The sequence below is a fragment of the Rhodococcus sp. ZPP genome (assembly GCF_017656075.1).
Taxonomy (GTDB): Bacteria; Actinomycetota; Actinomycetes; order Mycobacteriales; family Mycobacteriaceae; genus Rhodococcus_F; species Rhodococcus_F oxybenzonivorans.
In genome coordinates, this window is the sequence record NZ_CP058638.1 from 813,187 (window position 1) to 837,993 (window position 24,807).

Sequence of the window (24,807 nt, forward strand, 5' to 3'; positions counted from 1 at the left end):
GCTCCTCAGGCACGCGGGGGTTGCAGGTCGTAGGTGGTGCCGGGATGCTCGGTGGCGCGAACCTTCAGCGCAGGCTTCGACACCCGCTCGGACGGCGTGCGCGGGAAATCGGCGACGAACTCGACGTAACGCGGAACCTTGAAGCGCGCCAGTTGGGTTCGCGCGCCGTCAACGATGTGCTCTGCGGTCGCGCGGCTCTCCTCGACGCCGGGTGCCAGCTGCACGAAGGCTTTGACCTCCTCGCCGAACAGCTCGTCCGGGACGCCGACCACTGCCGCCGCAACGACGGTGTCGTCACGTTCGAGGACGCGTTCGACCTCGGCGCTGGCGATGTTCTCCCCGCCGCGGCGGACCATGTCCTTGATCCGGCCGACCAGGCGATAGCTACCCGCCTCACGAACGGCGACGTCACCGGTGTGCAGCCAGCCGTCGCGCAGGGTGCGCGCGGTGTCCTCGGGCCGGTTCCAGTAGCCGAGCATCATCGGTGCGCCGGAGGTGATCAGTTCGCCGGATTCGCCGTCGGCGACTTCCCGGCCCTGGGGGTCGACCACCCGGACCTGTTTGGTGGGAACCGGCTGACCCAGCCGTCCGCTGCCGACATCACCAATCCTCTCGGGCAGGCTGACCAGGTCGACCCCGCTCTCGGTCATCCCGAAGATCTCCCGCCACGGTGCGCCCCAGCGCTGTTCGAGCTGCTCGTGCAGACCGATGGGGATTGCAGAACACAGCACGATCCGCAGGTCGTTGTCGCGGTCCTCGGGGCTGGGCGGCTGCTTGAACAGCAGCGTGGGCATGGAACCGAGCACGTAGCAGAACGTGGCCCGATGCTTTCGGACGTCGGCCATGAAACCGGAGGCGGAGAACCGGGGAAGCACCACCAGTGGCGCGCCGATCGTGAGGCATAACGAGGTGTTCCATTGCGGGTCCATGTAGGAGAACGGCTGCGAGGTGAGCGCCACGTCGTCGGGGCCGAGGCCGGTTGCGTTCGCGCAGACCCAGCCCAGCCGGGTCCAGTAATCGTGGGTGAGCATGCAGGCTTTGGGGAATCCAGTTGTACCTGAGGTGTATTGGAGGTTCGCGAGGGTTTCGCCGGACATGACAACCCCCGGCCTCTCCGCCGGATACTGCGTGACCTCGTTGCGTGCACCGACTTCGACGATCCGGACATCGGCCAGATCGTCATTGGCGGCGCGCACCTCTTCGACGAGCGGGGTGTGCGCGGCGTCGGTGAACATCACCCGGGCGCCGGAGTCCCGCAGCACGAATTCGAGGTCTGCGCGCTGGTAAGACGAGTTCACCGGCACCGCGACGCCGCCTGCCCCGAGGATCGCAAGCCAGGCGACCGGCCACTGCACCACGTTGGGCAACATGATCGCGACCCGATCGCCTGCGCACACCCCGTCTTCGGCGACGAGTCGGTGCGCCAGGCGCGAGGACCAGTCATCGATTTCGCCGAATGTCCATGACCCTTCCGCGAACCGGAGGAACTCGCGGTCGGGACAGCGGGCGGCCTGGACCGCCAGCAGGCCGACGACGGTGTCGATCGGCGGGTCCACAGCCATGCGATCGAGTGCGATCGCGCGGTCCCGGGGAACTGATTCGACTCCGGTCATGGTCATCCTTCACGCTTGTCGGGTGCGATGCGGATGCAGCTCGCGATCTCTCGTCGTGACGGCGCATCCGCGGTGAGCTCGAGGCCCGCGACCCTTCCGATCACCGATGGTGCCGGACTGTGGTCTCGGTCATAGCCTAGAAGAACATAGTCAAATGATCAAGGCAACTGACTATGACAAGTAGGGTCACTCACCGAGAGGTCGGTTTACGCGCCGATATGGCGGCTGGTTGCCCGTTCTGATCAGTAACCGGAAGCCGACTTGATCATCCGTTCAGATCTGTTGACACGAGAGGGCATGGCTCGCATCCACGCCACTGAACGTCGCGCCGAGCTCGCGGCGGTCTTCGATTCCGACGCCGGACAGTATCGAGAAGTTGGACCCGGACACCATCGACGCACTGACCTACAACATATCCACATTGTCGGACGGATTCGCGCTCAACTGGCTGGTGTTCTCCGACCGCACAGCGGCGGAACGACAGATCGAACTCACCCTCGGTGTGCTCAACGCCTGGATGGCCGCCCACCTCGACAACACCTCCGGACCGGCCGCCCACCCCTCGCAGGCCTCACCCGCCAAGCTCGTGTCCTGGGTGAGCGTGGAGTGATAGTGAGCGCCACGGCAGCGGCTGCCCGCACGAATCATCGCGCACGGTCTGGGGCGGCGATCGACCCAGCCACTTTCAGGATGCGGCAGCGCAGACGCGCCGACCGGAGCGGGCGCGTGAGACCAGCACGGTCACCACGACGAGCAGAGCGAGAAGTCCCGATAACCAGTAGCCGATGCCGTAGAGACCTTTGGCAGCGACGTCGAGACCGGTTCCGACCACCGGAACCAAGGAGGCGCCGAGGTCGGCGCTGACCAGTGCCGTACCGAAGGCGAAACCCACAGCCATGGACGTGCCGGCGATACCGGCCGCCATCCCGGCTTTCTCCTCGGGCACTGCCATCTGCACCATGGTGAACCCCGCTGCGTAGCCGATTCTGATTCCGAGACCCATGACGGCAGCGCCCGCGAGGTAGTGCCACTGCTGGTCGTGCGCGACGGCGAGCCAGGTCAGCCCCGATGCACTGATGAGCGCTCCGATGACAAAGACGGTCGCACCACGGCCGTTGAACAAGGCACGTTCGAGTACGGTTCCGCGGATCAAGAACGCCGCCGCGAAAGGTGCCATGAGCCAGCCGGTCTGCAGCGCGCTGAGCCCGAGTCCGTAGGCGTCCGCTGGACGAAGATTTTCGGGAGTGATCTGGGCATACGTGCTGAGCAGCAGCAGGAAGGCCGAGTTCACCGCGGCGAACAATGCGATACACACGCACGACGCGGTGACCAAAGGCGCCTTCATCAGTGCGACGTCGAACACCGCGGAGGTCGAGCGGCGCTCGACGCGCACCCAGGCGATGCCCCCGACGATGCCGGCCATCAACGGAATGAGTGCCGCGATGCCCCACACGAGGCCTTGCGTCAGAGTCAACAGGATCGCGGCGACCCAAGCGATCATCCACACCGTGCCGAGTACCGCGATGCGGCCGGAACGCTCAGCAGGCGGGGTGTGTGGGATCACGGCATGGCACGCAATGGCCGTCACTGCGCACACTATGGTGAGGATGATGAAAAAGCCTCGCAGCGAAAGACTCTCGACGATCAAGCCACCGCCGATCATGCCCACGACGATGCCGACACCGGTGGCGACGACCAGAACCGCGACACCCACCGTGATGCCGTCCGCACCGAGATTGCGGCGCAGAAAACCGAGCGGAAGCAGCTGCGCCGCGCCCCCGAATCCCATGAGAATACAGCCGACCAGAAGGGTCGAGTACGAGTCGCCGGCAGCCGGAACGAGCGCACCGACGGCAAGGAATGTGGACGCCGCCACCGCGGCGTTACGGTCGCCGTACAGATCGGCGAGACGCGGTAGCAAGATGAAGCCCGCTCCCCCGCCGAGGGTCAGCGCCGTGTATAGCCACGTCGTCTCGGCCACGGTCGCGAGGCCGTACTGCGCCTGGATGATCGGCAACAGCGGCGGCAGGATGAAGATGACCGCGTTGGTCAGGACGATCAGCAGCGTGCCGACACCGATGAGCACTGCCTTGTTCGGCGCGGGGCGAGCAGTCCCCGGACGGCCGGGTCCGGATTGCGGGTGGATCTCTGTCATAAATTGCTTCCTTCGATGATCACGCCGCCGTCTCGCATGATCAGGTCGACCATGGCTTCGGCGTCGGAGTGAGACACGTGAGTTCGTCGGTCATGACGGGTCTGGTCCTTCGGAACCGGTGTTGGTCGCATCGGAGTGCGCCGACCCCGCCTCTGTGATCCGGCTCATACCGTGAGCCAAAGTGAGTCGGCTGATCAAGGCATATGACTATTGATTCATGTCGTGCACGCGCCTCACGACGGTTCTTCAGGCAACTATGACAGCCCGCCTACCGTTCCGCCTGGTAACGTGGAACCGACTTGATCATCCGTTCAAATCTGTTGACAGGAGGGGGCATGGCTCGCATTCCCGCTGCAGAACGTCGCGCCGAGCTGGTGGCGGCGGCCGTGCGCGTGATCGCCGCCGAAGGGGTCGACGGCGCCACCACACGCCGCATCGCGCAGGAGGCGAACGCTCCGCTGGCCACGCTGCACTACTGCTTCGCCACGAAGGAGGTACTGTTCGCGGCGGTTTTCGAACACGTCGCGCGACTGTATCGAGAAGTGTTGATACGCAACGATGTCCATGATGACGTGACGACCACCGCACGCGCCCTGTTGCGCGGCGTGATGGAGTGGTACCTGGCGAATCCGGACTTCGGCGCGGCAATCGTCGAGCTGATCAGCTGGGGCCAGCGTCAGGAGGGCGAGCAGGCGAAGATGGTGTACAACGAGGCATTCGCGACCATACGGGTGATCCTCGAGGCCGCGGCGACCTCTGCGGGCCAGTCGGTCGACTCCGACACCGTCGACGAACTGACCTACATTCTGTCTACGTTGTCCGACGGATTCGCACTCAACTGGCTGGTCTTCACCGACCCCACAGCGGCGGAGCGACAGATCGAACTCACCCTCGGTGTGCTCGACGCCTGGATGGCCGCCCACCTCGGCGATGCCCCCGCGCCTGCGGCCCCGGCCCCGAAGGCGGCCTCGCCCGAGGAAGCCATGCGCTCGCTCGTGTCCTGGGTGGGCGTGGAGTGAAACCGCGCTGACCTGAAAGTAGTGGTCGGCCGCCACCGTTCGGTGGCGGCCGACCGTCTTTCCTGGGTCAAATGCGCCGACTGCCCTCGTCGACGATCCAGCTCAGCGCCGGATCGTCACGCTCCATCCACTCGGGATGCCACTGGACACCAAGCACCGGCGATCCGGGCAACTCGACCGCTTCGACGACGCCGTCCGCCGTGCGCCCCGTCACCACAAGGCCGGTACCGCAACGGTCGACCGCCTGGTGGTGCCACGAGTTGGTCACAGTGCCGGCACCGAAAAGCCCCTCCGCGATCGAGCCTGGCTCGAAAGTCACCTTATGGTCGTCGGCACCGTCGGTGAGCGGAGGCGAAGCCGACAGGTGCTCGACGGAGCCGGGCGGAAGATGCGGGATCAGCGTGCCGCCGAGCGTGACGTTCAGGATTTGCAGGCCCCGGCATACGCCGAGAACCGGAATGTTCCGGTCGAGTGCGGCACGCACGAGCCCGATCTCGAACTCGTCGCGTTCGGCGTCGTGGACCATCGGATCCTCCCGCGGGTCCACGTCCCGGACTACCGACGGATCGCCACCCCAGCACGCGGGGTGAACATCCTGACCGCCGGTGATGACCACACCGGACAGCCAGTGGCACAGCGCTTCCGGGTCGGCGTCGTACGGCAGGTTCACCGGAACACCACCGGCCCTGGCGATCCGCTCCGAGAAGTCGGACATGAAGGTGTCGGCGAACAGATGCCCGTAGCGTTTGTCCAGTCCCTCGACCAACCCCAGCCGGACCCGTCTGCCGGTGATACCGATCATCGGCCGTACGGCGCCCGGCGGCGAGATTCCCGCGGTCACGGGAACTCGAAGTATCGCGCCGACTCCCACTCGGAGAGCTCGGCGAACGGATCACCGCCCGTAGTGTGGAACTGCATCCACTCCCAGCGGCGGGTGCCCACCCAGTAGTCGACGAACTCGTCGCCGAGCTGCTCACGCAGGATCAGGTCGGCCTCCAGCGCGTCGGCCGCCTTGGTGATGGTGTCGGGCAGCCGCTCGAGGTCGGGCACACACCAGGCCAGGTCGCTGACCGGCTCGGGCGGCTCGATTCCGCCGTCGAGGCCGGCGATCACACCGCCGAGAATGGCCGCGACCGCGAGATACAGGTTGGCGTCGGCGCCGGGAACGCGGTACTCGAGGCGGGAGTAGGCCGGGTGACCGCACACGGCGCGCACCGCGGTGCTCTTGTTGGCGATGCCCCAGGTGACCGTCGTGGGCGGGCCGCTCAGGTCGACCAGGCGGCGGTAGGAGGTGATCTGCGGGAGCATCACCGATGCCGCCCCACGCATGGTCGCGAGCAGCCCGCCGACCGCATGCCGCATGGTGTCCGTCGGCCCGTCCGGGGCGTAGAAGGCGTTGACGCCGTCGCGCTGCAGGGACAGGTTGACGTGCGAGGCCTGGCCGTATCCGGCGGTCGGCTTGGCCATGAAGGTCACGGTGTGCCCGAACTCGAACGCCACCTCACGCATCACCTGTCGGGCGCGAGCCCAGTTGTCGCACACCGAGACCGGGTCGCCGGGGACGAGATTGAGTTCGACCTGACCCGCCGCGTCCTCGTCGCTCCACGCTTCCCACTCGATGCCGATCTCGTCGAGACGGCGGGCGACCGCCGACATGTAGTCGACCCAGTCCTTCGACCTCGCGAGGTGGTATGCGGTGCCTGCGGAACCGCCGAGCGGGGTCAGGTCGCGGTACCCCTTGGCCCGGGCCTCGTGGATGGATTCCTGGAACAGGGTGGCCTCGATCTCGACCGCGATGGTCGCGGTGAAACCGCGCGTGGCGAGCCGGTCGACCAGCTTGCGGGCCAGATTGCGCGGACAGGTCCCGATCGGGGTGCCGTCGGCCTGCCAGTAGTCGCCGATCACCGACTGCAGGCCCGGCGCCCACTGCACCAGCGTCGACATGTCAGGCCGGAACTGCACGTCGGACACATGCCCACGCCATTCGGGGAAGGCGAAGCCGAAGGTCGGGGCGTTGCCGAGGTCGAGGCCGAACAGGAGATCAGCCATCGCGAAGCCCGAGCCGGCGCTCGCAGCGAACTTCTTGGGCGCCAGATTCTTGCCGAGGAAGCTACCGTCGTGGTTGGTGGACTCGAGCCGGACCGTGTGCACGGGAGTCTCGAGCTCCGTTGCAGCGGAAATAGTTTCAGACATCGTAACGAACCTTCCAGGATGCGGCGACCAGGACCGACAGCTGAGAGAATGTGCCGCGGACGCCGATCAGGCCGGTGGACAGTGCGGCGATCAGGTCGTCGGCGCCCGAGAAGATGCCGGCCAGCAGCTCCGGCGGGCCGGCGATGACGTAATGGCCCTCGCCCTCGCCGACGACGTGCTGATCCAGCCCGTCGGAGCCCTCGGTGATCGCAATGAGCATGTCCGGTATGCCCGGCACCGACCGGGCCGCGGCCCAGAATGAATCCGCGGCAGCCTTCCAATCCGGCAGCGGCGGCGACAGCAGCGCACGCGCCGCGACAGCGAGATCGCCTGCGCCGAGGGGCTTTCCGACCAGGGTGAACCGGCCGTTCAGGTCGACGGTCAGGGTGACGTCAGGCTCGACGAACACACCACTCGACACCGCGATTGCTCCCTGGGAGATGCTGATCGTCGCGGCCTGCGGGGTGTCGTGGGAGCGGACGGCGACTGTGCCTTCCACCGACCCCGGAACGGAGCCGTCAGCCCGGACGGAATCGGTGATCGTGCGGCCGATCAGCCGGACGATCGGACTCGCGTCGTCCTCGATCCGAATGTCGACCCCGCCGACCGCGTCAGCCCCGCGCGTCGCGGGACCGATCGTCGTTTCGGTCATCTTGTTGTCCTTTCAGTTCGACAAGATCGTGTTGCGCGGTTCACCGTCAGCAGTGCATCCGCAGAAACTCCGACTTACAGTCATTTGTCTTGGTCGTATGACTATGATGGTGAGGTACAGATCACTTCCTGTCAATGACTTGCGAGGTTTCGAAATGAACGACGACGCTCCCGCCTGGTGGAGTCTGCTCGACGACGATGCCCAGGCTGCGGCCCGGTTGATCACGCGCGTTCTGCAGAAACCCGCCCGCGAGCTGGGTCCACAGCAGACCAGGGCGCTTCTGAACACGGCTCCGTCCGGCGAGTCGATCACGCCGCTCGACCATGTCGAACAGCTGACCGTGCCGACCCGAGCGGGTGCGATCGGGGCCCGCGTGTACCGCGCGGACGGCGCCGTTTCCGGCGGCTCCGGTCCCGCCCTCGTCTACCTACACGGCGGTGGCTTCGTCCTGGGCACCCTGGACGGGGCCGACGAGCTGTGTCGCGCGATCGCCGCGGGGTCGGGCGGCTGGACGGTCGTGTCCCTGGAATACCGCCTGGCTCCGGAGAACCCGTACCCGGCAGCGCTCGAAGACTGCATCGACGCCTACGCGTGGCTGACCCGGAGAGCGCCGGAGCTAGGCATCGACCGGGAAAGGATCGCGGTCGGCGGCGACTCCGCGGGTGGCAACCTCGCCGCCGCCCTGTGCCTGCACCGACGCGAGGAAGGCAGCGCCCTGCCCGTGGCGCAGGTGCTCGCCTACCCCGCTGTCGACGACACGTTCACCGCGCGGTCGTGGTCGGAATTCGCCGACGCGCCACTGCTCAGCGCCTCCGACGCACGCTGGTTCTGGGAGCAGTACGTCGGTGTGGACCACCCGGGCGGTGACCACCTCGCAGCCCCTTTGCGTGCCGAGTCGCTGCGTGATCTGCCGCCCGCGCTGATCATCACCGCGGAGGTCGACCCGATTCGGGACGACGCCGAGGCATACGGGCAGCGGCTGCGGCGCGACGGCGTCCCCGTCTCCCTGACGAGACATACCGGCGTCTTCCACGGCTTCATTACCGAAATCGGCGTGTTCGCGCAGGCGAAGCAGGCGGTCGACGAGGTATGCCAGTACCTGTGCAAGCTTCCGCGCGGCTAGCTGGGTCACCGCGATGGGCGCGAGCGAGCTCCTGTTGACGACTGGCGAAACCGGCAATAATTTATGCGTCACTTGTCATAGTCATATGATCAGTGGTCATGCGCCCACCGCATCCCTGTCCCCTGCACGATGCACACGCATCCGGACACCCCGAAGGCACTCCACCTCCGAACCGCTCGACGTCATCTGTGTCGGAGCGGGCTTCTCCGGCCACTACGTCGCCTACCAGGCCAAGCAACACAACTGGTCGTTCGCCGGCTTCGAGATTCGCCCTCGAAGTCGACGGCATTCCCGATCGCCCCGTCACCGACCGGGCTTTCGACGTTCTTCAAGGCGGTCGACCGGGTCACCGACCTGATCGAGCACGCTCGCACCGAGGGCGTCGAAATCATCGAGGGGACCCCCGAAGCGCAGGACGAATTGGGCGACGATCTGCGAGGACATCGTCGGCAAGACCCTCTACGCCACCGACTCCTGGTAGCGCGGATCCAATATGGTCGGCAAACTGTCCACGTTCCTCGGCCATGTCGGCGGGGTCGGCAAATACTGGCGCATGTGCACCGCACTCGCCTACCGCGGCTACCCCGGTGTGCTGCTCGGCGGCGAAAAGGTCGACCGCAAGATCGGCCGGATCCATGACGACATCTATTGGCGGTATTTCTCGGGGAGACAACATCCTTCGACCGGTTGCCCTGGAGATGGGCCACCGGATGGAGGCGTTCGTCGCCGACCTGATGACCTCGGCGCGTTCGGAACTGCCCGAGCTCACCGAAGACGAGCGGATGGCCGCCCTGCTGGAGGCCAGCATCGTCGAGGACGTGATCGCGGTGATCGAATTCCTCGACGATGCCGTCGGCGAAGCCGATATCCAGCTGCCCCTGCCGGTGCGTTCGTTTCTGCGGGTCCTCGCCCAACGGGATGTCTCCATCACCGTGGTGATCCGCGCCTACCGGATGGCGCAGACCGACTTCCTCGATCAGGCGATGAGCTTCGCCCTCACCCTCGGCCCCGAGGCGAGTCCGCAAGCCATCATCGCGTTGGTCAACCGCACCGCGTTGTGGATCGACCGCATGCTCGAACAGGTCGGTGAGGTCTACGAGGCCGAGCGGGACAGGTGGGTGAGCAGCCGCAGCGGGTTGCACAGGCAGTGGGTCGAGACGCTACTGACGGGAGCGGGTGCCGAAGTGCACCACGCCGAGCAAGCCCTGGGATATCGGCTCGACACCGTCCACCTCGCGGTCGCGGCGTGGCTCGACGAGTCGGTGTCCACCCGCGACGCGCTGACCCTGTTCGACGAGACGCGCTCGCTGCTGGCCAAGTACGTCGGTGCGACAGGCCATCCACTGATGGTGCCGACCGATGAGCACGAGGTCAGGCTGTGGATTCCGCTGCGCGGCAACGAGCCGTTCGACGTCGAGGCGATGGAAGCGGCGCTGGCCGAGCATGGCCTCGGCGTCCGCTTGGCGCTCGGCGACCCCGGTCGCGGCGAGAACGGTTTCCGGCGTTCACATCTGCAGGCCACCCGTGCCCAGCGCGTGGCCCTCGCCTGCGCGGGCCGTCGCCGGGTCGTCGCCTATGCCCAGATCACGCCGCTGGCCCTCATGACCGACGACATCGACGCACTGCGGTGGTTTGTGCGCCGCACACTCGGCGACCTGGCGGCCGATGGGGAACGCGACTGCTGGCTGCGCGAGACTCTGCTGACATTCCTGTCGTGCGGTCGCAGCTACACCGCGGCCGCGGACGCGATGCATCTGCACCGCAACACGATTCAGTACCGGCTCCAGCAGGCCGCGGAGCGGTTGGGACACGACTTCGAGGATCCGGCGATCGTGCTCGACATCCAGCTCGCGTTGCAGGCCTGCCGCTGGCTGGGTTCGACCGTGCTGAGCAGGCCCGAGGACAACTGACTCCTTGGTGCTCATCGCACGAACGGGGACCCCAATTTCGTGCGGTCGGCATATGGTCCAGCTCAGAACAGTTGCCTACTGTGACATGCGCTACGTCGAAACCGGCGGGTGCCGAGGGCTGGGTCCGTGAACCGGCAGCCGATTCCCCGCCGCCAGATCGATGTCGCCGAGAAGCAATCGACGCCCCGAAATCTCTTGCGCACCAAGATTTTGTTCTCACCGCTCGATGCCCTGTCCCGCGCGTTGCCGCCCGATCGCGAGGAAACCGTAGTGCTGATACCGAGCAGTCCTGTCCTGACCCGACACGGCACCCACCCAAAAACCGGTGCGCCCGCCAACTTCGCCCGTAGGCTGGGCGATCCCCGGATCGTCCGTGGCGCCGGGTGTGCCGCGGTGATGGTGTCGGTGCGGGTGCTCATCGGTTCCCTGCTCGACACCTGGCCACAGCACGGGGCGTGGTTCCGTGGCGCGGGCGCCGTTGTCGTCGTCGGGGCGGCGGCGGCGTGGGGAGCGTGGGACGGAAAGCGCGCCGACCGGGCGCCCGATGCCGACCCGACGCTGCGCTGGCTGGCGGCGGCCGTGGTCGCCGGTGTCGCCGCCGGGGCGGCGGCGTGGTTGCTCGCCCGCGGTGGGGTTTCGGTCTACCGGATCAACTCGCTGCCGTTCGAACTCACCGCCGGCGCGGCCTGGACACTGCTGCTCGTCTTCGTCGCCGCTGTGGCGGGCCTGCGCGGCGCGGCAGGCAAGAAGCGGCGGGCGCGATGACGAATCCCGTTGCGCGCCCGTTGACTCTGCTCGGCGAGTTCTTCGCCATGTCGGCCGACGCCTTCCGCGGAATGATGGTGTGGCCGTTCCAATGGCGCGAGTTCATCAGCCAGTGCTGGTTCATCGTGCGGGTGTCGTTGCTGCCGACGCTGCTCGTCGCGCTGCCGTTCACCGCGTTGATCAGCTTCACCTTCAATATCCTCGCCGCCGAATTCGGTTCCTCGGATGTGGCGGGCGCGGGTGCCACGCTCGGCGCGGTCACCCAGGTGGGACCGGTAGTGACGGTGCTGGTGGTCGCGGGAGCCGGGGCAACCGCGATCTGCGCCGATCTCGGGTCGCGCACCATCCGCGAGGAGATCGACGCGATGGAGGTGCTCGGCATCGACCCGATCGTGCGGCTGGTCTCGCCCCGGGTGCTGGCTTCAACGCTGGTGGCGCTGTTGCTCAACGCGCTGGTCTGCGCGATCGGGATCGTCGGCAGCTTCATCTTCTCGGTGTTCTTCCAGAACGTCACCCCCGGCGCGTTCGTCGACGGAATTCCCCTGCTCACCGGGGTACCGGAATTGGTGATCTCGGAGGTCAAGGCCGCCTCGTTCGGGCTCATCGCGGCCCTGATCGCGTGCTACCGGGGCCTGACCGTCAAGGGCGGCGCCAAGAGTGTGGGACAGGCGGTCAACGAAACGGTCGTCTACGCGTTCATGGCGTTGTTCCTGGTCAACGTCGTGACGACCGCCATCGGTATCAAGATGACAGCAGGTCGCTGATGGCGATCGTCGGAGTATCAGGAGCGAAGCGAACGCTCGACGAGGTCGGCAGGCAAGCGGTCTTCTACCGCGACGCCATCCTGGAAATACCATTCGCCGTGCGGCGTTTCCCCCGCGAGACGCTGCGCTTGGTCGCCGAGGTCGCGCTCGGTTCCGGTGCGCTGGCACTGATCGGTGGCACGGTAGTGATCTGTGGTTTCCTCACGTTGTCCGCCGGTGCGGTCGTCGCGCTGCAGGGGTACGCCTCACTGAGTGACATCGGTGTCGAGGCGTTGACGGGGTTCTTCGCGGCCTGCGTGAATGTCCGCATCGCCGCGCCGTCGATCGCCGGCGTCGGACTCGCCGCGACCATCGGCGCGGGCGCGACGGCGCAACTGGGCGCCATGCGGATCTCGGAGGAGATCGACGCGCTGGAAGTTATCGGCGTGCAGTCGGTGCCATATCTCGCCTCGACCCGCATCGTGGCGGGGGTGATTGCGATCGTTCCCGTGTACGGGGTGGCGGTCGTCGCGTCGTTCCTGGCTAGCCGCACCGTCACGGTCGTCGTCTGGGGTCAGTCCGGCGGCGTCTACGACCACTACTTCCGGTCGTTCCTTGTACCGACGGACCTGCTGTGGTCATTTCTGCAAGCGATTCTGATGGGACTGGTCGTCATGCTGATCCACACCTACTTCGGGTACACCGCCTCGGGCGGTCCCGCCGGGGTCGGTGAGGCTGTCGGGCGCGCGGTGCGCGCGTCGCTGGCCGCCGTCGTGTTCGTCACCCTTGCCGTCTCCCTGGCCGTCTATGGCGTGTCGGGCAACTTCCACTTCGCCGGATGAAGCGCCGATCGCCGCGGCGCGGACCACGGGAACCGCACTACACCTTCGACGGTGTGGCCTTCCTGTCAGTGCTCGCCGTTGTCGCCGTGTTCGTCGCGCTCCAGTTTCGCGGGACCTTCGTGCGCAGCGTCGATGTCGTGCTGCTGACGCCGCGCTCGGGCCTGAGTCTCGAGCCGGGCGCGCGGGTGAAGATGCTCGACGTGCAGGTCGGTCGGATCGCGAAGGTCGAGGAAACCGACGGTTATGCCCGGGTCGAAGTGCACCTGTTCCCCGATCAGGTCGACGCGGTGCCCGACAATGTGCTCGCCACGATCGACTCGACCTCCGTCTTCGGCGCCAAGTACATCAATCTCGTTCGGCCGGCGCAGCCTTCGACGCGTCACATCGACACCGGTGACACCATCGATGCCCGCGAAATCACACCCGAACTGAACACTTTGTTCGAGCGGTTGACGACCGTGCTGCGCGCGGTGTCGCCCCAGGATCTCAACGCCACCCTCACCGCCATCGCCGACGCCGTGCGTGACCGCGGCGCCCGGATCGGCGGTACACTCGAGCGCGCCGACTCCTACTCGAGCGCGCTGCGGCCGAGCCTCGAGCACCTGCAACGCGACCTCCGGGTCACCGCGGATGTCGCACACATCTACGCGGACGCGGCGCCAAGCCTGCTCGACACGGTCGAATCCCTGACCACCACCGGCTCGACGATCGTCGAGCAGGCCGACGATCTGGACCGGTTCCTCCTCGCCGCCGTCGATTTCGGTGACTCCGGGAGCACGCTGCTGGACCACAATCGGGCCGCGGTCGCCGGCCTGCTGCGCGATCTGGTGCCTACCACCGGGTTGCTCGGCGACTACTCCCCCGAATTCCCCTGCTTCTTCCAAGGATTGGACGAGGCACGGGCTGCGGTCGAGACGGCGATCGGCGGCACCGTTCCCGGCATCAATGTCAGCGGAACGGTGCTGGCGGGTGAGACGCCCTATCACAACCCGGACAACCTACCGAAAGTCGCGGCCAGTGGCGGACCCAGGTGCGGACACCTACCTTTGGTGAACCCCGCCGACGGACCCGCGCCCTACGTCGTTACCGACACCGGGGTGAACCCCTTTGCGCCGGACGGCAAACAGGCCCAGCTCAACGTGCTCGACTTCCTGCTGTACGGCATCCCAGGAGGACCGCGATGACCAAGACTACGGCCAAATTCGGGATCTTCGGTGTCGCCATGATCTTCGTCCTGGTGATGCTGATCCTGGTGCTCGGCCGGATCCGGCTCGACAACCGGACACCGTACGAGGCGATCTTCGCCGACACCTCCGGACTCACCTCGGGCCAGGAAGTGCGGATCGCGGGAGTCGATGTGGGGCGGGTGCACGCGGTGGATCTCGACGGGCGCCGGGCCCACGTCCAGTTCGACGTTATGGACACCGTGCAGATCACCGAGAACGCGATCCTGCAGGTGCGATACCAGAACCTGCTCGGTGATCGCTACCTCGAGATCACCAACGGCCCGGCGAGGTCCGAAGCGATGCCCGAAGGCGGGGTCTTCCCCGTCGAACAGACGAAACCCGCACTTGATATCGACGCGCTGCTGGGCGGGCTCGCGCCGTTGACCAGATCGCTGGAACCCGAACAGATCGACCAGCTCTCCGGCGATCTGCTGCGGGTGCTGCAGGGCCAGGGCGGCAGCGTCACGGGCATCCTGCAGCAGGTCGCCGTGCTGACCAACCAGCTGGCCGATCGGGACGTGCTGATCGGCGCCGTGATCGCCGAGCTCGGCACCACGCTCGAGTCGATCGGCAAGGACCGCGGTGCGGTCTCGACCATCATCGACCGGCTCCAGCAACTGGTGACCCGGCTGTCGAGCCAGAGCGTGCCGATCGCCGAGGCACTGGCCCATCTCGACGACGGCTCGGCAACGCTGGCCGACCTGCTGCTCGATGACCGAGCGGCCGTTCAGGGCGTCGTCACCGAAACGCACCGCACGGCAACGCTTCTCGATGACGGCAGCGAACAGATCGAGTCGGTGCTGAGCGAACTGCCCGAGGCCTACCGGCGCCTGAGCCGCCTCGGCTCCTACGGCAGCTTCTTCAACTTCTACCTGTGCTCGGTGTCGATCCGCGTCGACGGGCCGGGCGGTGCGCCGATCGAGGCGAAACTCGTGCAGCAAGACCAGGGCAGGTGTGTAACCCCACAATGATCAGCTACAACAGAGATCGGAGCACGAGGGCCGGAATCATCGGTGCCACAGTCATTCTCGCCGCGGTGGTCGCGGTGTCCTATTACGACGACCTCGTCTTCCTCGACATCGATCACGAGATCACCGCGATCTTCGCCGATGCCGGTGGCATCGAGGTCGGCGACAAGGTCGAGCTCGTCGGCGTGAACGTCGGGCAGGTCACCGAGATCGCGTTGCGAGGCACCGACGTGGAGGTGACCATGTCGGTGCGCGACGATCTCGCCCTCGGCGAGCAGCCGCGAGCGCAGATGCGTACCAGAGCGGTGCTCGGCGCCAAGGCGATCGTGCTGGTTCCCAGCGACGACCCCGGCCGCTACGACCCGGAGGTACCGATTCCGCTGGAGCGCACCCGCGCGCCCTACGACCTGCCGACCGAGCTGGGCGCACTGACCGCGAACGTGGCCGATATCGACACCGATCAGCTGTCGGACGCGCTACGCGCCACTTCGGAGGTGCTCGCGGATTCGGCGCCCGAAGTCCACACCGCGCTCGACGGGGTGGCCCGGCTTTCGGACACTCTCGGCTCCCGCGACGAGGCATTGAAGGAGCTGTTGCGGCACGGTTCGACGGTGAGCGGGGTGCTCGCCGAACGCCGGACCCAGCTGAACGCGCTTGTTCTGGACGGCAACACACTGTTCGCGGCGGTCGATGCCCGCCGCGCTGCACTGCACACCTTGGCGACGCACCTGTCGGCGGTTGCGCAGCAGATCAGCGGGCTGATCGCGGACAACCGCGAGCAGCTGGGACCGGCACTCGAGCGGGTGAACCGGGTGCTGGATCTGCTCGAACGGCATCAGGCCTCACTGGAGGCGGCGATCCCCGGGCTGGCCACCTATGCCCGGACACTCAACGAGGCACTCGGCAGCGGCCCGTTCTTCCAGGCCTACATCACCAATCTGCTGCCCGGCCAGTTCGTTCAGCCGTTCATCGACGCCGCGCTCGGCGACGGCCGCCTACCGACCCCACCCGCCGAGACCCTGACGGAGGGACCACGATGAGGATGAACCGCCGAACCCTTTCCCTGGCCACGGGCGTGGGGATCCTCGTGTTCCTGGCCTTGCTCAGTTACGTCATCGTCCCGAAGTTGTCGCAGCGTTCGGTCACCGCGTACTTCCCGGCCGCCGTCGGCCTGTTTCCGGGGGATTCCGTGCGGATCCTCGGCGTCGACGTGGGCAGTGTCGAGCGGATCGACCCGGAAGGGACACGGGTGGCCGTCCGGATGCGACTGGACCGCCGGTGGGAGTTGCCCGCCGACGTGCAAGCGGTGATCGTGGCGCCGACGCTGGTGACCACCCGGTTCGTCCAGCTCACCCCCGCTTATACCGGCGGCCCGGCACTCCCCGACGACGGCGTGATCCCGCAGGAGCACACCGCGATGCCCGTGGAATGGGACGTCGTCAAAGACCAGCTCACCCGGCTCACCCAGACCCTCGGACCCCGCGCCGACGGTACCGGGCCGGCCACCGGCACCCTCGGCGAGTTCGTCGGGAACGCCGCGGACAGTGCGCGCGGCAACGGGGCGACTCTGCACGACACCCTCGACAAGCTCGCCCGCACGACCACGGCGCTGTCGGACGGGCGCACCGACCTGTTCGCGATGGTGCGGAATCTGTCGATGCTGGTCGAGGCGCTGTCGCAGAGCCACGAGCAGATCGTGCAATTCAACGGTCACCTGGCCTCGGTGACCCAATTGCTCGGCACCAGCGAGACGACGCTCGGCGACGCGGTGGCCGAACTCGACGGGGCAATGCTCGATATCGGGCAGTTCGTCCGGGACAACAAGCAAGCTCTCGGGGACACCGTCGACGGGCTCGGTGCCGCCACCCAGGCACTGGTGGACAAGCGTCGCGACCTCGAACAGGTCTTCCACATTGCCCCGACGACCCTTGTCAACCTGAGCAACATCTACCAGCCGGCGCAGAACTCGCTGACCTCGGCGACAGTGCTGACCAATACCGCCAATCCGGTCCAGTTCCTCTGCGGCGCGATCGCAGGCGCGGGTGAACAGGACGCACAGGAAGCGACCGATCTATGCATCCACTATCTCGGCCCCGTGCTGAAAACCCTGGCGTTCAACCACATTTCGCTCGGGACGGTGGTCGGCAACACGGTCGGGGCCCTGCCCGATCAGATCGTCTACAGCGAACCCGGACTGGCGGAACCGGCCGTGACCAGCCCAGAGCCGGTGGCGGCGACCGCACCACCGGCGACCGGTGGGCTGCCGGGTCTGCTGCTGCCCGGTTTGCCGCCACTGGCCGCGCCGTTCGGGACCGGTCCGCGATGACCGGCCGCGCGCGCACCGTGCTCGCCCTCGCCGGCGGCCTCGCCGCGACCACTCTGCTGTCGAGCTGCGGGTGGACCGGCCCGAACCAGTTCGCCCTCCCCGGCGCGGCAGGCGGCGGTGACGGGGCATGGGAGGTGCAGATCGAGCTGCCTGACGTGACAACACTGACCGAGAACGCTCGGGTACGCGTGGGGGACGTGAATGTCGGCACCGTCCGCCGGATCGAGGTCGACGGCGATCACGCCCTGATCACGGTCTCCCTCGACGAGCAGGTGCGCTTGCCTGCCAACGCCACCGCGAAGATCGGCTCGACGAGCCTGCTCGGTTCCGCCCACGTGGAATTGCTGGCCCCACCCCAGCCGGCGGGCGAACTTCGCGACGGTGACCGCATTCCCCTCGATCGCGGCGGTGCCTACCCGACCACCGAACAGACCCTGTCGACCCTGTCTTTCCTGCTCAACGGCGGTGGCATCGGCAAGCTGGAGGAAATCAACCGCGAAGTGACGCTTGCCCTGTCGGGGCGCGCGGACGTGGTGCGCAACTTGCTGACCAATGTGGAGGACTTCACCACCCGGCTCAACGCGCAACGCGACGACCTCATCCGCGCCCTCGAGGGCATCGACCGCTTCGCCCAAATCGTCGCCGACGACCGCCAGGTGGTGGAAAACGGTGTCGCCACCCTGGCACCGGCACTGAGCACCTTGAACGAACAACGAGACGACCTGGCCGCCGCACTACTGGCGATCGGCGACTTTGCCGACGCCGCGAACCAGGTGATCACCGGCAGCCGCGCCGAACTCGACGCGAACCTGCGCGCGCTCGAGCCGACCCTGCGCGGGCTGGCCGACGCGGGGCCCGCGCTGCCGTCGTCGCTGTCGTTCCTCGGGACCATCCCGTTCCCGCTCAACACCTACCGGAACGCAGTCCAGGGTGATTTCGCGAACCTGTTCCTGAATCTCGACCTGACCACCGCTCGGCTGGACCGGGCGTTGCTCACCGGCACTCCCGCCGCCGGTCAGCTCGCCTCGCTAGGCGCGTTGATCGGCCAATTGCCCCCGCTCCCACCGACTTCCGACAACCCGCTGTTCATCCCGCTGAATCCGCCGAGCCGAGGAGGAAACTGATGCTCCTCACGAAATTCGTCCGCTACCAGCTCGGCGCATTCGCGATCATCACGGTCGTCGTCGTCAACTGGATCCTCGTCTCCTATCTCCGGGTGCCCGCAATGCTCGGAATCGGACGCAGCACAGTCGAACTCGCGCTGGCCTCGGGCGCCGGGCTGTACCCGAAATCGAACGTGACCTACCGCGGTGTGCACGCGGGCGTCGTGCACAGCTTGCGAATCGACACCGACACCGTCGTCGTCACCGTGTATCTCGACGCCGACCTCGACATCCCCAAGACCGACCTGCGCGCCGAGGTGCACAGCCGGTCGGCGATCGGCGAACAGTACATCGAGCTGCTGCCCCAGACGGATTCGGCGCCCTACCTCGCTGACGGTGACCGCATCGACAGCACCCGGCTGCCGACCCCGACGGCGCACATGGTCAACGCCCTCGATGTGGCACTCGGCGACATCCCCCGCGAAGACCTGCAGACGGTGATCACCGAGAGCGGGACGGCGTTTCGCAACTCCGGACCCAACCTCCAGCAGATCCTCGACGGCCTCGACAACGTGCTCGACGAGGGCCACCGCAGTCTCGCACCGACCCTGCACCTGATCGACAATGCCGGCGCCCTGCTGGACACCCAGGTGGCCGCGGGCGACGACATCCGGGTGTGGACGGGGTATCTCGGTGCGATCACCGGCTCGCTCGCCGCCAACGACGCCCACGTGGGCGCCCTGCTGGCCGATGGCGAGGAGGCCGGAACCCAGGCGGCCGACCTGTTCCGCCGGATCAGCCCGACCCTGCCCCGCGCCCTGGCAAACCTGCAGTCGGTCGCCGAGGTCCTGCGAATCTACAACATGAGCCTCGAACAGATCCTCGTGGTCTACCCGCCGCTGGCCGCGATGGCGCAGAGCATCGTCAAAGGTTCCCAACCCGGGATGGCCAACCTCGACTTCAACCTGAACGTCAACGCGCCCCCACCGTGCCTGACCGGGTTCGTGCCGCCCGATCAGCGCCGATCACCGAGCGAGTCGGCGGTGATCGACAGCCCGACACCCAACTACTGCGGTGTCGCGCCAGGCGAACCCTATGTGCCACGTGGCGCCCGCAATATGCCGTGCATGGAGAACCCGGGGGTGCGTGCTCCCGATGTCGACTCCTGCCGCGCGGGCGGCACCGCACCGCTCGGCACGAATCCCTGGATCGGAGGTCCGTAACATGATCAAAGTAGTCAAGACCGCAGCCGTCCCGCTCGTCCTGGTCGCCGTCGCGGCGATTTTCGCGGTGCTCGCGGCGTTCCAATTCGCCGCGCACCAGGCGGCCGAGGCCGCCCGTGCCGAGGACGCTGAGATTCTCGGAGCCGCGAATTCCGGTGTGAAGGCCATGCTTTCGGTACGGGAGAGCTCCGCAGCCGAGGACGTGCGCGCGGTCCTCGACCATTCGACCGGCGCGTTCGCCAAGGACTTCGAAGCGCGGTCGGGCTCGTTCGTCTCCGTCGTCCAGGCGGCGAAGGTCGTGACGCAGGGGCAGGTGGTCGCCGCCGGAATCGAATCCCGCGACGGCGACTCCACGACGGTGATCGTGGCGGCGTCGTCCACGGTCACCAATGCCGCGGGCGCGGCGAACGAGAGCCGCAACTGGCGGCTGCGGGTGACGATGACCGAGCACGAAGGGACCTACAAGATGTCGAAGGTGGATTTCGTCGCATGATCACAGAACAGTTGACGCCCGAGACCGAGTCCGAATCAGCCTTTACCCCCGTAGATTCCAATCCGCCGCCACGGCGTGGGCAGAGCAGGCTGGTGATCGCCGTCGTGCTCGCTGTCACGGCGGTGACCGCCTGGTCGTACCTGGTCTTCGTTGTCCGGGCCGAGGACCGTGCGCTGGCACCGGATCGGCAGCAGGCTGCCGTCGACGCCGCCGCCGCCGCGACGGTCGCCATCCTCACCTACCGGGCAGACACCGTCGACGCCGACCTCGACGCCGCGAACAGATACCTCACCGGCACCTTCGCGGACTACTACCGCACGTTCACCCGCGACGTCGTCGCACCGGCAGCGAAGGAGAAGAAGATCAGCACCACCGCCACCGTGACGGGTAGGGGAATCGCCGAGTTCGACGAGAGTCGTGCCGTTGCCGTGGTTTTCGTGAATCAGCAAACCACACTGGCACCGCACCCCGAACCCACGCCGACCACGACGACGGTCCGCGTCGAACTGGAACGTCACGGCGACAATTGGCTCGTCTCGAAATTCGACCCGGCCTGAATCCCTACTCCCCTAGGAGACCTATGATCATCGACCTCGTCGACCCCATCGAGAACCTGGTCAAGGCGATCGCCTATCTGCTGTTCCGCGGTAATCTGCCCCCGCAGTAGCGGTCGCGAGCACGCCGGGGCCCGGCTCAACCTATCGCGAAGACGACGAAGAAGCCGGCGGCGATGGCCCTGGCGACCCACCATCCGCCTTCGCGATTCGCCTCGGGCACATCGGGACCACGTCCCTTGCCGCGCGCCGGGATTCCGGGAGGTGCCGTTGATCGACTTGCCGGTGAACAGGCCGGCGCCCAGGTCATACAGCTTCTGATGGCCGGTCGAGCACGGCACACTGCCCGCGGGCAGGGATGAACGAGAGCACCACATTGTCGCCTGTTCGCCTGCGTCAACCCGGCAATCGTGGAGTGCTCATCGGATCCCGCAGACGCGTCGGAGCGGCAGTCGGAGCCATCGTCGTCGGAAGCCGGTCGCTGATGCCCCACGGGGTGCATACCCGCGGAGCCTTCCTCAGCTCGCCGGCGGCACCCCGCCCCACCGGCCCGAGATCGGCAATCAGGACGACTGTCGATCTTTGACGATCCAGGCTGCGACCTGTGCTCGTGAGGTGAATCCGAGTTTAGTGAGGATGTGTTCGACATGTCCTCGAGCGGTGCGCTGCGAGATGACGAGACGGGCCGCGATCGCCTTGTTGGTCAGACCCTCGGCGATCAGTTCCGCGACCTGTAGTTCGCGTTTGGTCAAGGTGGCGGAACCTGGAGGGCTCGTCTCCGGGGTGTGCTCCCGGAGTGCGTAGGAGACAGCGGACGCGAGATCCATTGCCCTGCCGTGCTGCCAAGCCTGCTCAAAGACGCGGGCGGCGAGCATCCGGCGGGCGGACCGCTCGCATTCCTCATGATGGACGAATAGGGTGGGAACGAATACGGAAGGGCTCCCGGCCGAGCCGCCGAGCGCCTCCGCGGCCCCCATCAGCGTGCTGGCGCGTGCAGGGTCATTTGTTCCGGCGATCCAGGCGAGTACTTCGACGCAGTTCGCGCAGCTGACCGGGTCGTCGACGCGCCGAGCAAGCCGCAATCCCTCTTCGAGCAGCTCGATTGCACGGCTTTGTTCTTCCAGGCGCCATTGCGCAACAGCCATCGCCCACAACGCGTAGGCCCGGTAGACGGATTCACCATGTGCATTCGTGATAGCGAGAGCTTCCTCATAGCATTCGATTGCCCGGTGAGGTTCGGTGTCGTGCAGCTGATACGCCAATCCCAGCAACGTCAAGGACTCGATCAGTAGCGCGGTATCGTTCTCGGCTTGCCGGAACACTGACTGAGCCCGTTCCAGACTCGCGGCGGCCCGGTCGAGATCGCCGGTGATCAGTCCGACCAGACCGTCGGTGTGATCGACGATCGCGTGCGCTATGGGGTCGATGATCTGATCGGCGAGGGTGCGTGCCTGGGCGGCAAGAGCAGCAGCTCTCTGATGGTCCCGCTGCTGTCCGGTCATCAGGCAGTCGGCGTACAGCGCTCTGATTGTGGCGGTGGTCGGGTGTGCTCCATGGCGTGAGAGGAATTGGTCGAGCCAGCGTCTCGCTTCGCTGAGCTGGCCCCGTGACCCCCAGAGTTGAAACAAGGGCGTGGCGATCTGTAGGCCGGCTTCGACATCGTCGTCGGCGAGGCAGAAGTCCATGGCCTCGCGCAGATTCGGCTGTTCACTGCTGAGTCGCGCGATCCACTCGATCTGCCGGGGCCCGATGAACTCGTCGGCGGCCGTTCGAGCGAGCTGGCGATACCAGTCCCGATGCCGTCGGCGCAGATCGTGGTAGTCGCCGGATTCCTCGGTCTTCTCTCGTCCGTAAGCACGGAGCGTTTCGAGCAGTCTGAAACGGACTGCTGTGCCGTGTTCTTCGCGGATCAAGACCGACTTGTCTACGAGGGATGCCACCGAGTCCAGCAACGCCTCCGGCGGGATCCTGTCCCCACACACATGTTCTGCGGCATCGAGATCGAAACCACCGGTAAATACTGACAGTCGTTCCCATGTCCTCTGTTCCAGCGGGCTGCACAGGTCGTAGCTCCAGTCGACGCACAACCGGAGCGTCTGCTGGCGGGAGGGTGCACCCCGGCTCCCGCGGGTCAACAGCGCGTAGCGATCGGAAAGTCTCTGCAGGATTTGCTCAGGCGACATCGCGCGCAACCGCGCGGCCGCCAATTCGATAGGCAGCGGCAACCCGTCCAGCCGGTGACAGATCCGTGTCACCGCGGACTTGTTTTCATCGGTCAGCGTAAATGTCGAGACCGCAGTGGCGGCGCGTTCGGTGAACAACGACACGGCATCGTAGCGGGGCAGACCCTGCAATGACGGCTCGCGGTCGGGGTCGGGGACGGTGAGTGGGGCAACGCGCAACGTCGCCTCACCGGCTATCGCAAGAGGTTCCCGGCTTGTGACGAGGATGCGCAGGTTCCGATTGTGTTGCAACAAAGCTGTGGCGAGATCCGCCACGGCGTCGACCACTTGCTCGCAGTTGTCCAACACCAGCAACAGTTCTCGCGACGACAGGAAATCGAACAGGATCTCGCGTAGCGACCGGCCAGAGTGGTCCCGCACACCCAGGGTTGCAGCCACCACGTCGATCAATCGGGATTCTGTGCGGACATCGTCGAGCTCGACGAGCCAGGCTCCATCGGGGAACTCGCGGTGGATACTCGTGGCAAGTCGCAATGCGAGACGTGTTTTCCCGACCCCGCCGATTCCGACCAGTGTCACCAATCGTGACGATGCCAGCAGGTTCTTCGCTTCGGTCAGTTCGTGCCTGCGACCGACGAAACTTGACAGCTCCAGGGGGAGGTTCCCACGTTCGTGGCGGGAAGGGTTTGTTGGAAAGTGCCCGGGTGATGTCGACTCTTGTTCCACTGTGGCTCGCGCGCGGAGAGCCACTTTGCCTGCGGGCAGTCCGCGGCTGAGTTGAATCTCGCGTAGGCGTTCACCCAACACGGCGGCGGAGGTTTGCCGGTCCTCGGGGCGGCCGGCCATTGCCTGCTCGATGACAGTGGCAACATCATCAGCAAGGCCCTGATCTCGCAGATCTGGAACGGATTCCGTTGTGATACGAACGAATTGGGCCACCAGCTGTTCGCCGCTGCGGCGCTCGAACGCAGCGTGGCCGGTAACTGCACAGAACAGGGTGGCTCCGAGCCCGTAAAGGTCCGAGGCGGGGCTCGGAGCCGCGCCGCCGAGGACCTCGGGCGCTGTGAATGCGGGCGAACCGGTGACAATGCCGGCAGCGGTCTCGAATCCGCCGGAAACGTGGGCGATCCCGAAGTCCGTGAGCGCCGGCTCGTCATAGTCGGTGAGCAGAATGTTCGCGGGCTTGACGTCGCGGTGGACGACGCCTTGGCCGTGGGCGGCTTCCAACGCGCCGGCCAGTTTCACCCCCAACCGGAGTGCCTCATCCACACCTAGCGGACCGTGCCGTCGGATACGTTCATCGAGGGAGCCCTGCGGGTAGTACGGCATTACTATGAATGGTTGTCCCCTGTCGGTGAACCCGACCTGGAGGACATTAACGATATTGGGGTGACCGGTCAGACGACCCATCGCACGCTGCTCCCGAAAGAATCGCTCCCTGTTCTCCTCCCCGAGATCGTTGGTGAGCACCTTCACGGCGACGGTCCGATCGAGAGCGGATTGCGTGCACCGGTACACCACGCCGAAGCCGCCACGTCCGATTTCCAGGGCGTCGCCGAACCCGTCGGCTGCCAGTTCGGATGCGACCGACGGGGTGACATCGCGGTGGGTCTCGAACGGATCGATATCGGGCATCAGCCGAGTCGATTCGTCAGGTCCGCGGTACGTTCAATGAAATCCGCACGATCAGCCTTTCCATCACGTACTCCCCAGGAT

General features: G+C 66.4%; 21 protein-coding genes and 1 pseudogene. 15 read left to right on the plus strand and 7 right to left on the minus strand.

Annotated features, from left to right (window positions below; all coding sequences use genetic code 11):
• Positions 1–5: 5 nt before the first annotated feature.
• Entirely contained in the window at positions 6–1,613 is a 1,608-nt protein-coding gene (locus HYG77_RS03790) for an AMP-binding protein (RefSeq protein ID WP_244373453.1), read from the minus strand.
• Between the two features lie 376 nt (positions 1,614–1,989).
• Between HYG77_RS03790 and HYG77_RS03795 the strand changes: the two are divergent.
• Positions 1,990–2,223 (plus strand): annotated as a pseudogene (locus HYG77_RS03795) (TetR/AcrR family transcriptional regulator); the annotation flags it as partial.
• Positions 2,224–2,298: 75 nt separating this feature from the next.
• Here the strand turns inward: HYG77_RS03795 and HYG77_RS03800 are convergent.
• On the minus strand, positions 2,299–3,768 hold the full coding sequence (locus HYG77_RS03800) for an MFS transporter (RefSeq protein WP_208961877.1): 1,470 nt from the start codon (positions 3,766–3,768) through the stop codon (positions 2,299–2,301).
• Between the two features lie 335 nt (positions 3,769–4,103).
• On the opposite strand from HYG77_RS03800, the gene HYG77_RS03805 reads away from it, so the two are divergent.
• A complete protein-coding gene (locus HYG77_RS03805; protein WP_109329079.1) occupies positions 4,104–4,787 on the plus strand; it encodes a TetR family transcriptional regulator in 684 nt (227 codons plus the stop codon).
• Positions 4,788–4,854: 67 nt separating this feature from the next.
• On the opposite strand, the gene HYG77_RS03810 is transcribed toward HYG77_RS03805, so the two are convergent.
• From HYG77_RS03810 to HYG77_RS03820, 3 genes are read right to left on the minus strand one after another with little or no spacing between them, the layout of a single operon-like run.
• A complete protein-coding gene (locus HYG77_RS03810; protein ID WP_208961878.1) occupies positions 4,855–5,628 on the minus strand; it encodes a gamma-glutamyl-gamma-aminobutyrate hydrolase family protein in 774 nt (257 codons plus the stop codon).
• Entirely contained in the window at positions 5,625–6,980 is a 1,356-nt protein-coding gene (locus HYG77_RS03815) for a glutamine synthetase family protein (RefSeq protein ID WP_208961879.1), read from the minus strand. Before HYG77_RS03815 ends, HYG77_RS03810 begins: the two co-directional genes overlap by 4 nt.
• A complete protein-coding gene (locus tag HYG77_RS03820) occupies positions 6,973–7,632 on the minus strand; it encodes a hypothetical protein (protein ID WP_208961880.1) in 660 nt (219 codons plus the stop codon). Before HYG77_RS03820 ends, HYG77_RS03815 begins: the two co-directional genes overlap by 8 nt.
• Positions 7,633–7,786: 154 nt before the next feature.
• Here HYG77_RS03820 and HYG77_RS03825 point away from each other — a divergent pair, with 154 nt between their 5' ends.
• A complete protein-coding gene (locus HYG77_RS03825) occupies positions 7,787–8,755 on the plus strand; it encodes an alpha/beta hydrolase (RefSeq protein ID WP_109335015.1) in 969 nt (322 codons plus the stop codon).
• 303 nt (positions 8,756–9,058) lie between these two features.
• On the opposite strand, the gene HYG77_RS03830 is transcribed toward HYG77_RS03825, so the two are convergent.
• The gene (locus HYG77_RS03830; protein WP_208961881.1) at positions 9,059–9,199 is read right to left on the minus strand and encodes a hypothetical protein; all 141 of its coding nucleotides are present in this window, start codon (positions 9,197–9,199) and stop codon (positions 9,059–9,061) included.
• 191 nt (positions 9,200–9,390) lie between these two features.
• Between HYG77_RS03830 and HYG77_RS03835 the strand changes: the two genes are divergently transcribed.
• The 12 genes from HYG77_RS03835 (at position 9,391) to HYG77_RS03890 (ending at position 20,911) form a co-directional block, all read left to right on the plus strand.
• The gene (locus HYG77_RS03835; RefSeq protein WP_159921543.1) at positions 9,391–10,665 is read left to right on the plus strand and encodes a helix-turn-helix domain-containing protein; all 1,275 of its coding nucleotides are present in this window, start codon (positions 9,391–9,393) and stop codon (positions 10,663–10,665) included.
• Between the two features lie 126 nt (positions 10,666–10,791).
• Positions 10,792–11,430, plus strand: a complete 639-nt coding sequence (locus tag HYG77_RS03840; protein WP_208961882.1) for a hypothetical protein — start codon at positions 10,792–10,794, stop codon at positions 11,428–11,430.
• Positions 11,427–12,194 (plus strand): ABC transporter permease, encoded by a 768-nt coding sequence (locus HYG77_RS03845; RefSeq protein ID WP_109329067.1) that lies wholly within the window; start codon positions 11,427–11,429, stop codon positions 12,192–12,194. The genes HYG77_RS03840 and HYG77_RS03845 overlap by 4 nt, the downstream gene beginning before the upstream one ends.
• On the plus strand, positions 12,194–13,015 hold the full coding sequence (locus HYG77_RS03850) for an ABC transporter permease (protein ID WP_109329065.1): 822 nt from the start codon (positions 12,194–12,196) through the stop codon (positions 13,013–13,015). Before HYG77_RS03845 ends, HYG77_RS03850 begins: the two co-directional genes overlap by 1 nt.
• Positions 13,012–14,199: an MCE family protein gene (locus tag HYG77_RS03855; RefSeq protein WP_208961883.1), complete on the plus strand. Its 1,188-nt coding sequence runs from the start codon at positions 13,012–13,014 to the stop codon at positions 14,197–14,199. Before HYG77_RS03850 ends, HYG77_RS03855 begins: the two co-directional genes overlap by 4 nt.
• Positions 14,196–15,212, plus strand: coding sequence for an MCE family protein (locus tag HYG77_RS03860; RefSeq protein WP_109329061.1), 1,017 nt, complete (start codon positions 14,196–14,198; stop codon positions 15,210–15,212). Before HYG77_RS03855 ends, HYG77_RS03860 begins: the two co-directional genes overlap by 4 nt.
• A complete protein-coding gene (locus tag HYG77_RS03865; RefSeq protein ID WP_208961884.1) occupies positions 15,209–16,249 on the plus strand; it encodes an MCE family protein in 1,041 nt (346 codons plus the stop codon). The genes HYG77_RS03860 and HYG77_RS03865 overlap by 4 nt, the downstream gene beginning before the upstream one ends.
• 2 nt (positions 16,250–16,251) lie before the next feature.
• Entirely contained in the window at positions 16,252–17,535 is a 1,284-nt protein-coding gene (locus HYG77_RS03870; RefSeq protein ID WP_208961885.1) for an MCE family protein, read from the plus strand.
• Positions 17,532–18,659, plus strand: a complete 1,128-nt coding sequence (locus HYG77_RS03875; RefSeq protein WP_208961886.1) for an MCE family protein — start codon at positions 17,532–17,534, stop codon at positions 18,657–18,659. The genes HYG77_RS03870 and HYG77_RS03875 overlap by 4 nt, the downstream gene beginning before the upstream one ends.
• Positions 18,659–19,861 carry an MlaD family protein gene (locus HYG77_RS03880; RefSeq protein ID WP_208961887.1) on the plus strand — a complete coding sequence of 401 codons (1,203 nt, stop codon included), beginning with the start codon at positions 18,659–18,661 and terminating at the stop codon, positions 19,859–19,861. Before HYG77_RS03875 ends, HYG77_RS03880 begins: the two co-directional genes overlap by 1 nt.
• Before the next feature lies 1 nt (position 19,862).
• Positions 19,863–20,354 (plus strand): hypothetical protein, encoded by a 492-nt coding sequence (locus tag HYG77_RS03885; RefSeq protein WP_208961888.1) that lies wholly within the window; start codon positions 19,863–19,865, stop codon positions 20,352–20,354.
• Entirely contained in the window at positions 20,351–20,911 is a 561-nt protein-coding gene (locus tag HYG77_RS03890) for a twin-arginine translocation pathway signal (protein ID WP_208961889.1), read from the plus strand. Before HYG77_RS03885 ends, HYG77_RS03890 begins: the two co-directional genes overlap by 4 nt.
• A gap of 560 nt (positions 20,912–21,471) precedes the next feature.
• Here the strand turns inward: HYG77_RS03890 and HYG77_RS03895 are convergent.
• Positions 21,472–24,726 (minus strand): protein kinase, encoded by a 3,255-nt coding sequence (locus HYG77_RS03895; RefSeq protein WP_208961890.1) that lies wholly within the window; start codon positions 24,724–24,726, stop codon positions 21,472–21,474.
• Between the last annotated feature and the right edge of the window lie 81 nt (positions 24,727–24,807).

What these genes read in the sequence shown, in the direction of transcription:
- HYG77_RS03790 (WP_244373453.1), bottom strand. Translation starts at nt 1,613, where the DNA reads ATGACCGGAGTCGAATCAGTTCCCCGGGACCGCGCGATCGCACTCGAT.
- HYG77_RS03800 (WP_208961877.1), bottom strand. Translation starts at nt 3,768, where the DNA reads ATGACAGAGATCCACCCGCAATCCGGACCCGGCCGTCCGGGGACTGCT.
- HYG77_RS03805 (WP_109329079.1), top strand. Translation starts at nt 4,104, where the DNA reads ATGGCTCGCATTCCCGCTGCAGAACGTCGCGCCGAGCTGGTGGCGGCG.
- HYG77_RS03815 (WP_208961879.1), bottom strand. Translation starts at nt 6,980, where the DNA reads ATGTCTGAAACTATTTCCGCTGCAACGGAGCTCGAGACTCCCGTGCAC.
- HYG77_RS03820 (WP_208961880.1), bottom strand. Translation starts at nt 7,632, where the DNA reads ATGACCGAAACGACGATCGGTCCCGCGACGCGCGGGGCTGACGCGGTC.
- HYG77_RS03825 (WP_109335015.1), top strand. Translation starts at nt 7,787, where the DNA reads ATGAACGACGACGCTCCCGCCTGGTGGAGTCTGCTCGACGACGATGCC.
- HYG77_RS03830 (WP_208961881.1), bottom strand. Translation starts at nt 9,199, where the DNA reads ATGTCCTCGCAGATCGTCGCCCAATTCGTCCTGCGCTTCGGGGGTCCC.
- HYG77_RS03835 (WP_159921543.1), top strand. Translation starts at nt 9,391, where the DNA reads ATGACGACATCTATTGGCGGTATTTCTCGGGGAGACAACATCCTTCGA.
- HYG77_RS03845 (WP_109329067.1), top strand. Translation starts at nt 11,427, where the DNA reads ATGACGAATCCCGTTGCGCGCCCGTTGACTCTGCTCGGCGAGTTCTTC.
- HYG77_RS03850 (WP_109329065.1), top strand. Translation starts at nt 12,194, where the DNA reads ATGGCGATCGTCGGAGTATCAGGAGCGAAGCGAACGCTCGACGAGGTC.
- HYG77_RS03855 (WP_208961883.1), top strand. Translation starts at nt 13,012, where the DNA reads ATGAAGCGCCGATCGCCGCGGCGCGGACCACGGGAACCGCACTACACC.
- HYG77_RS03860 (WP_109329061.1), top strand. Translation starts at nt 14,196, where the DNA reads ATGACCAAGACTACGGCCAAATTCGGGATCTTCGGTGTCGCCATGATC.
- HYG77_RS03865 (WP_208961884.1), top strand. Translation starts at nt 15,209, where the DNA reads ATGATCAGCTACAACAGAGATCGGAGCACGAGGGCCGGAATCATCGGT.
- HYG77_RS03870 (WP_208961885.1), top strand. Translation starts at nt 16,252, where the DNA reads ATGAACCGCCGAACCCTTTCCCTGGCCACGGGCGTGGGGATCCTCGTG.
- HYG77_RS03875 (WP_208961886.1), top strand. Translation starts at nt 17,532, where the DNA reads ATGACCGGCCGCGCGCGCACCGTGCTCGCCCTCGCCGGCGGCCTCGCC.
- HYG77_RS03880 (WP_208961887.1), top strand. Translation starts at nt 18,659, where the DNA reads ATGCTCCTCACGAAATTCGTCCGCTACCAGCTCGGCGCATTCGCGATC.
- HYG77_RS03885 (WP_208961888.1), top strand. Translation starts at nt 19,863, where the DNA reads ATGATCAAAGTAGTCAAGACCGCAGCCGTCCCGCTCGTCCTGGTCGCC.
- HYG77_RS03890 (WP_208961889.1), top strand. Translation starts at nt 20,351, where the DNA reads ATGATCACAGAACAGTTGACGCCCGAGACCGAGTCCGAATCAGCCTTT.
- HYG77_RS03895 (WP_208961890.1), bottom strand. Translation starts at nt 24,726, where the DNA reads ATGCCCGATATCGATCCGTTCGAGACCCACCGCGATGTCACCCCGTCG.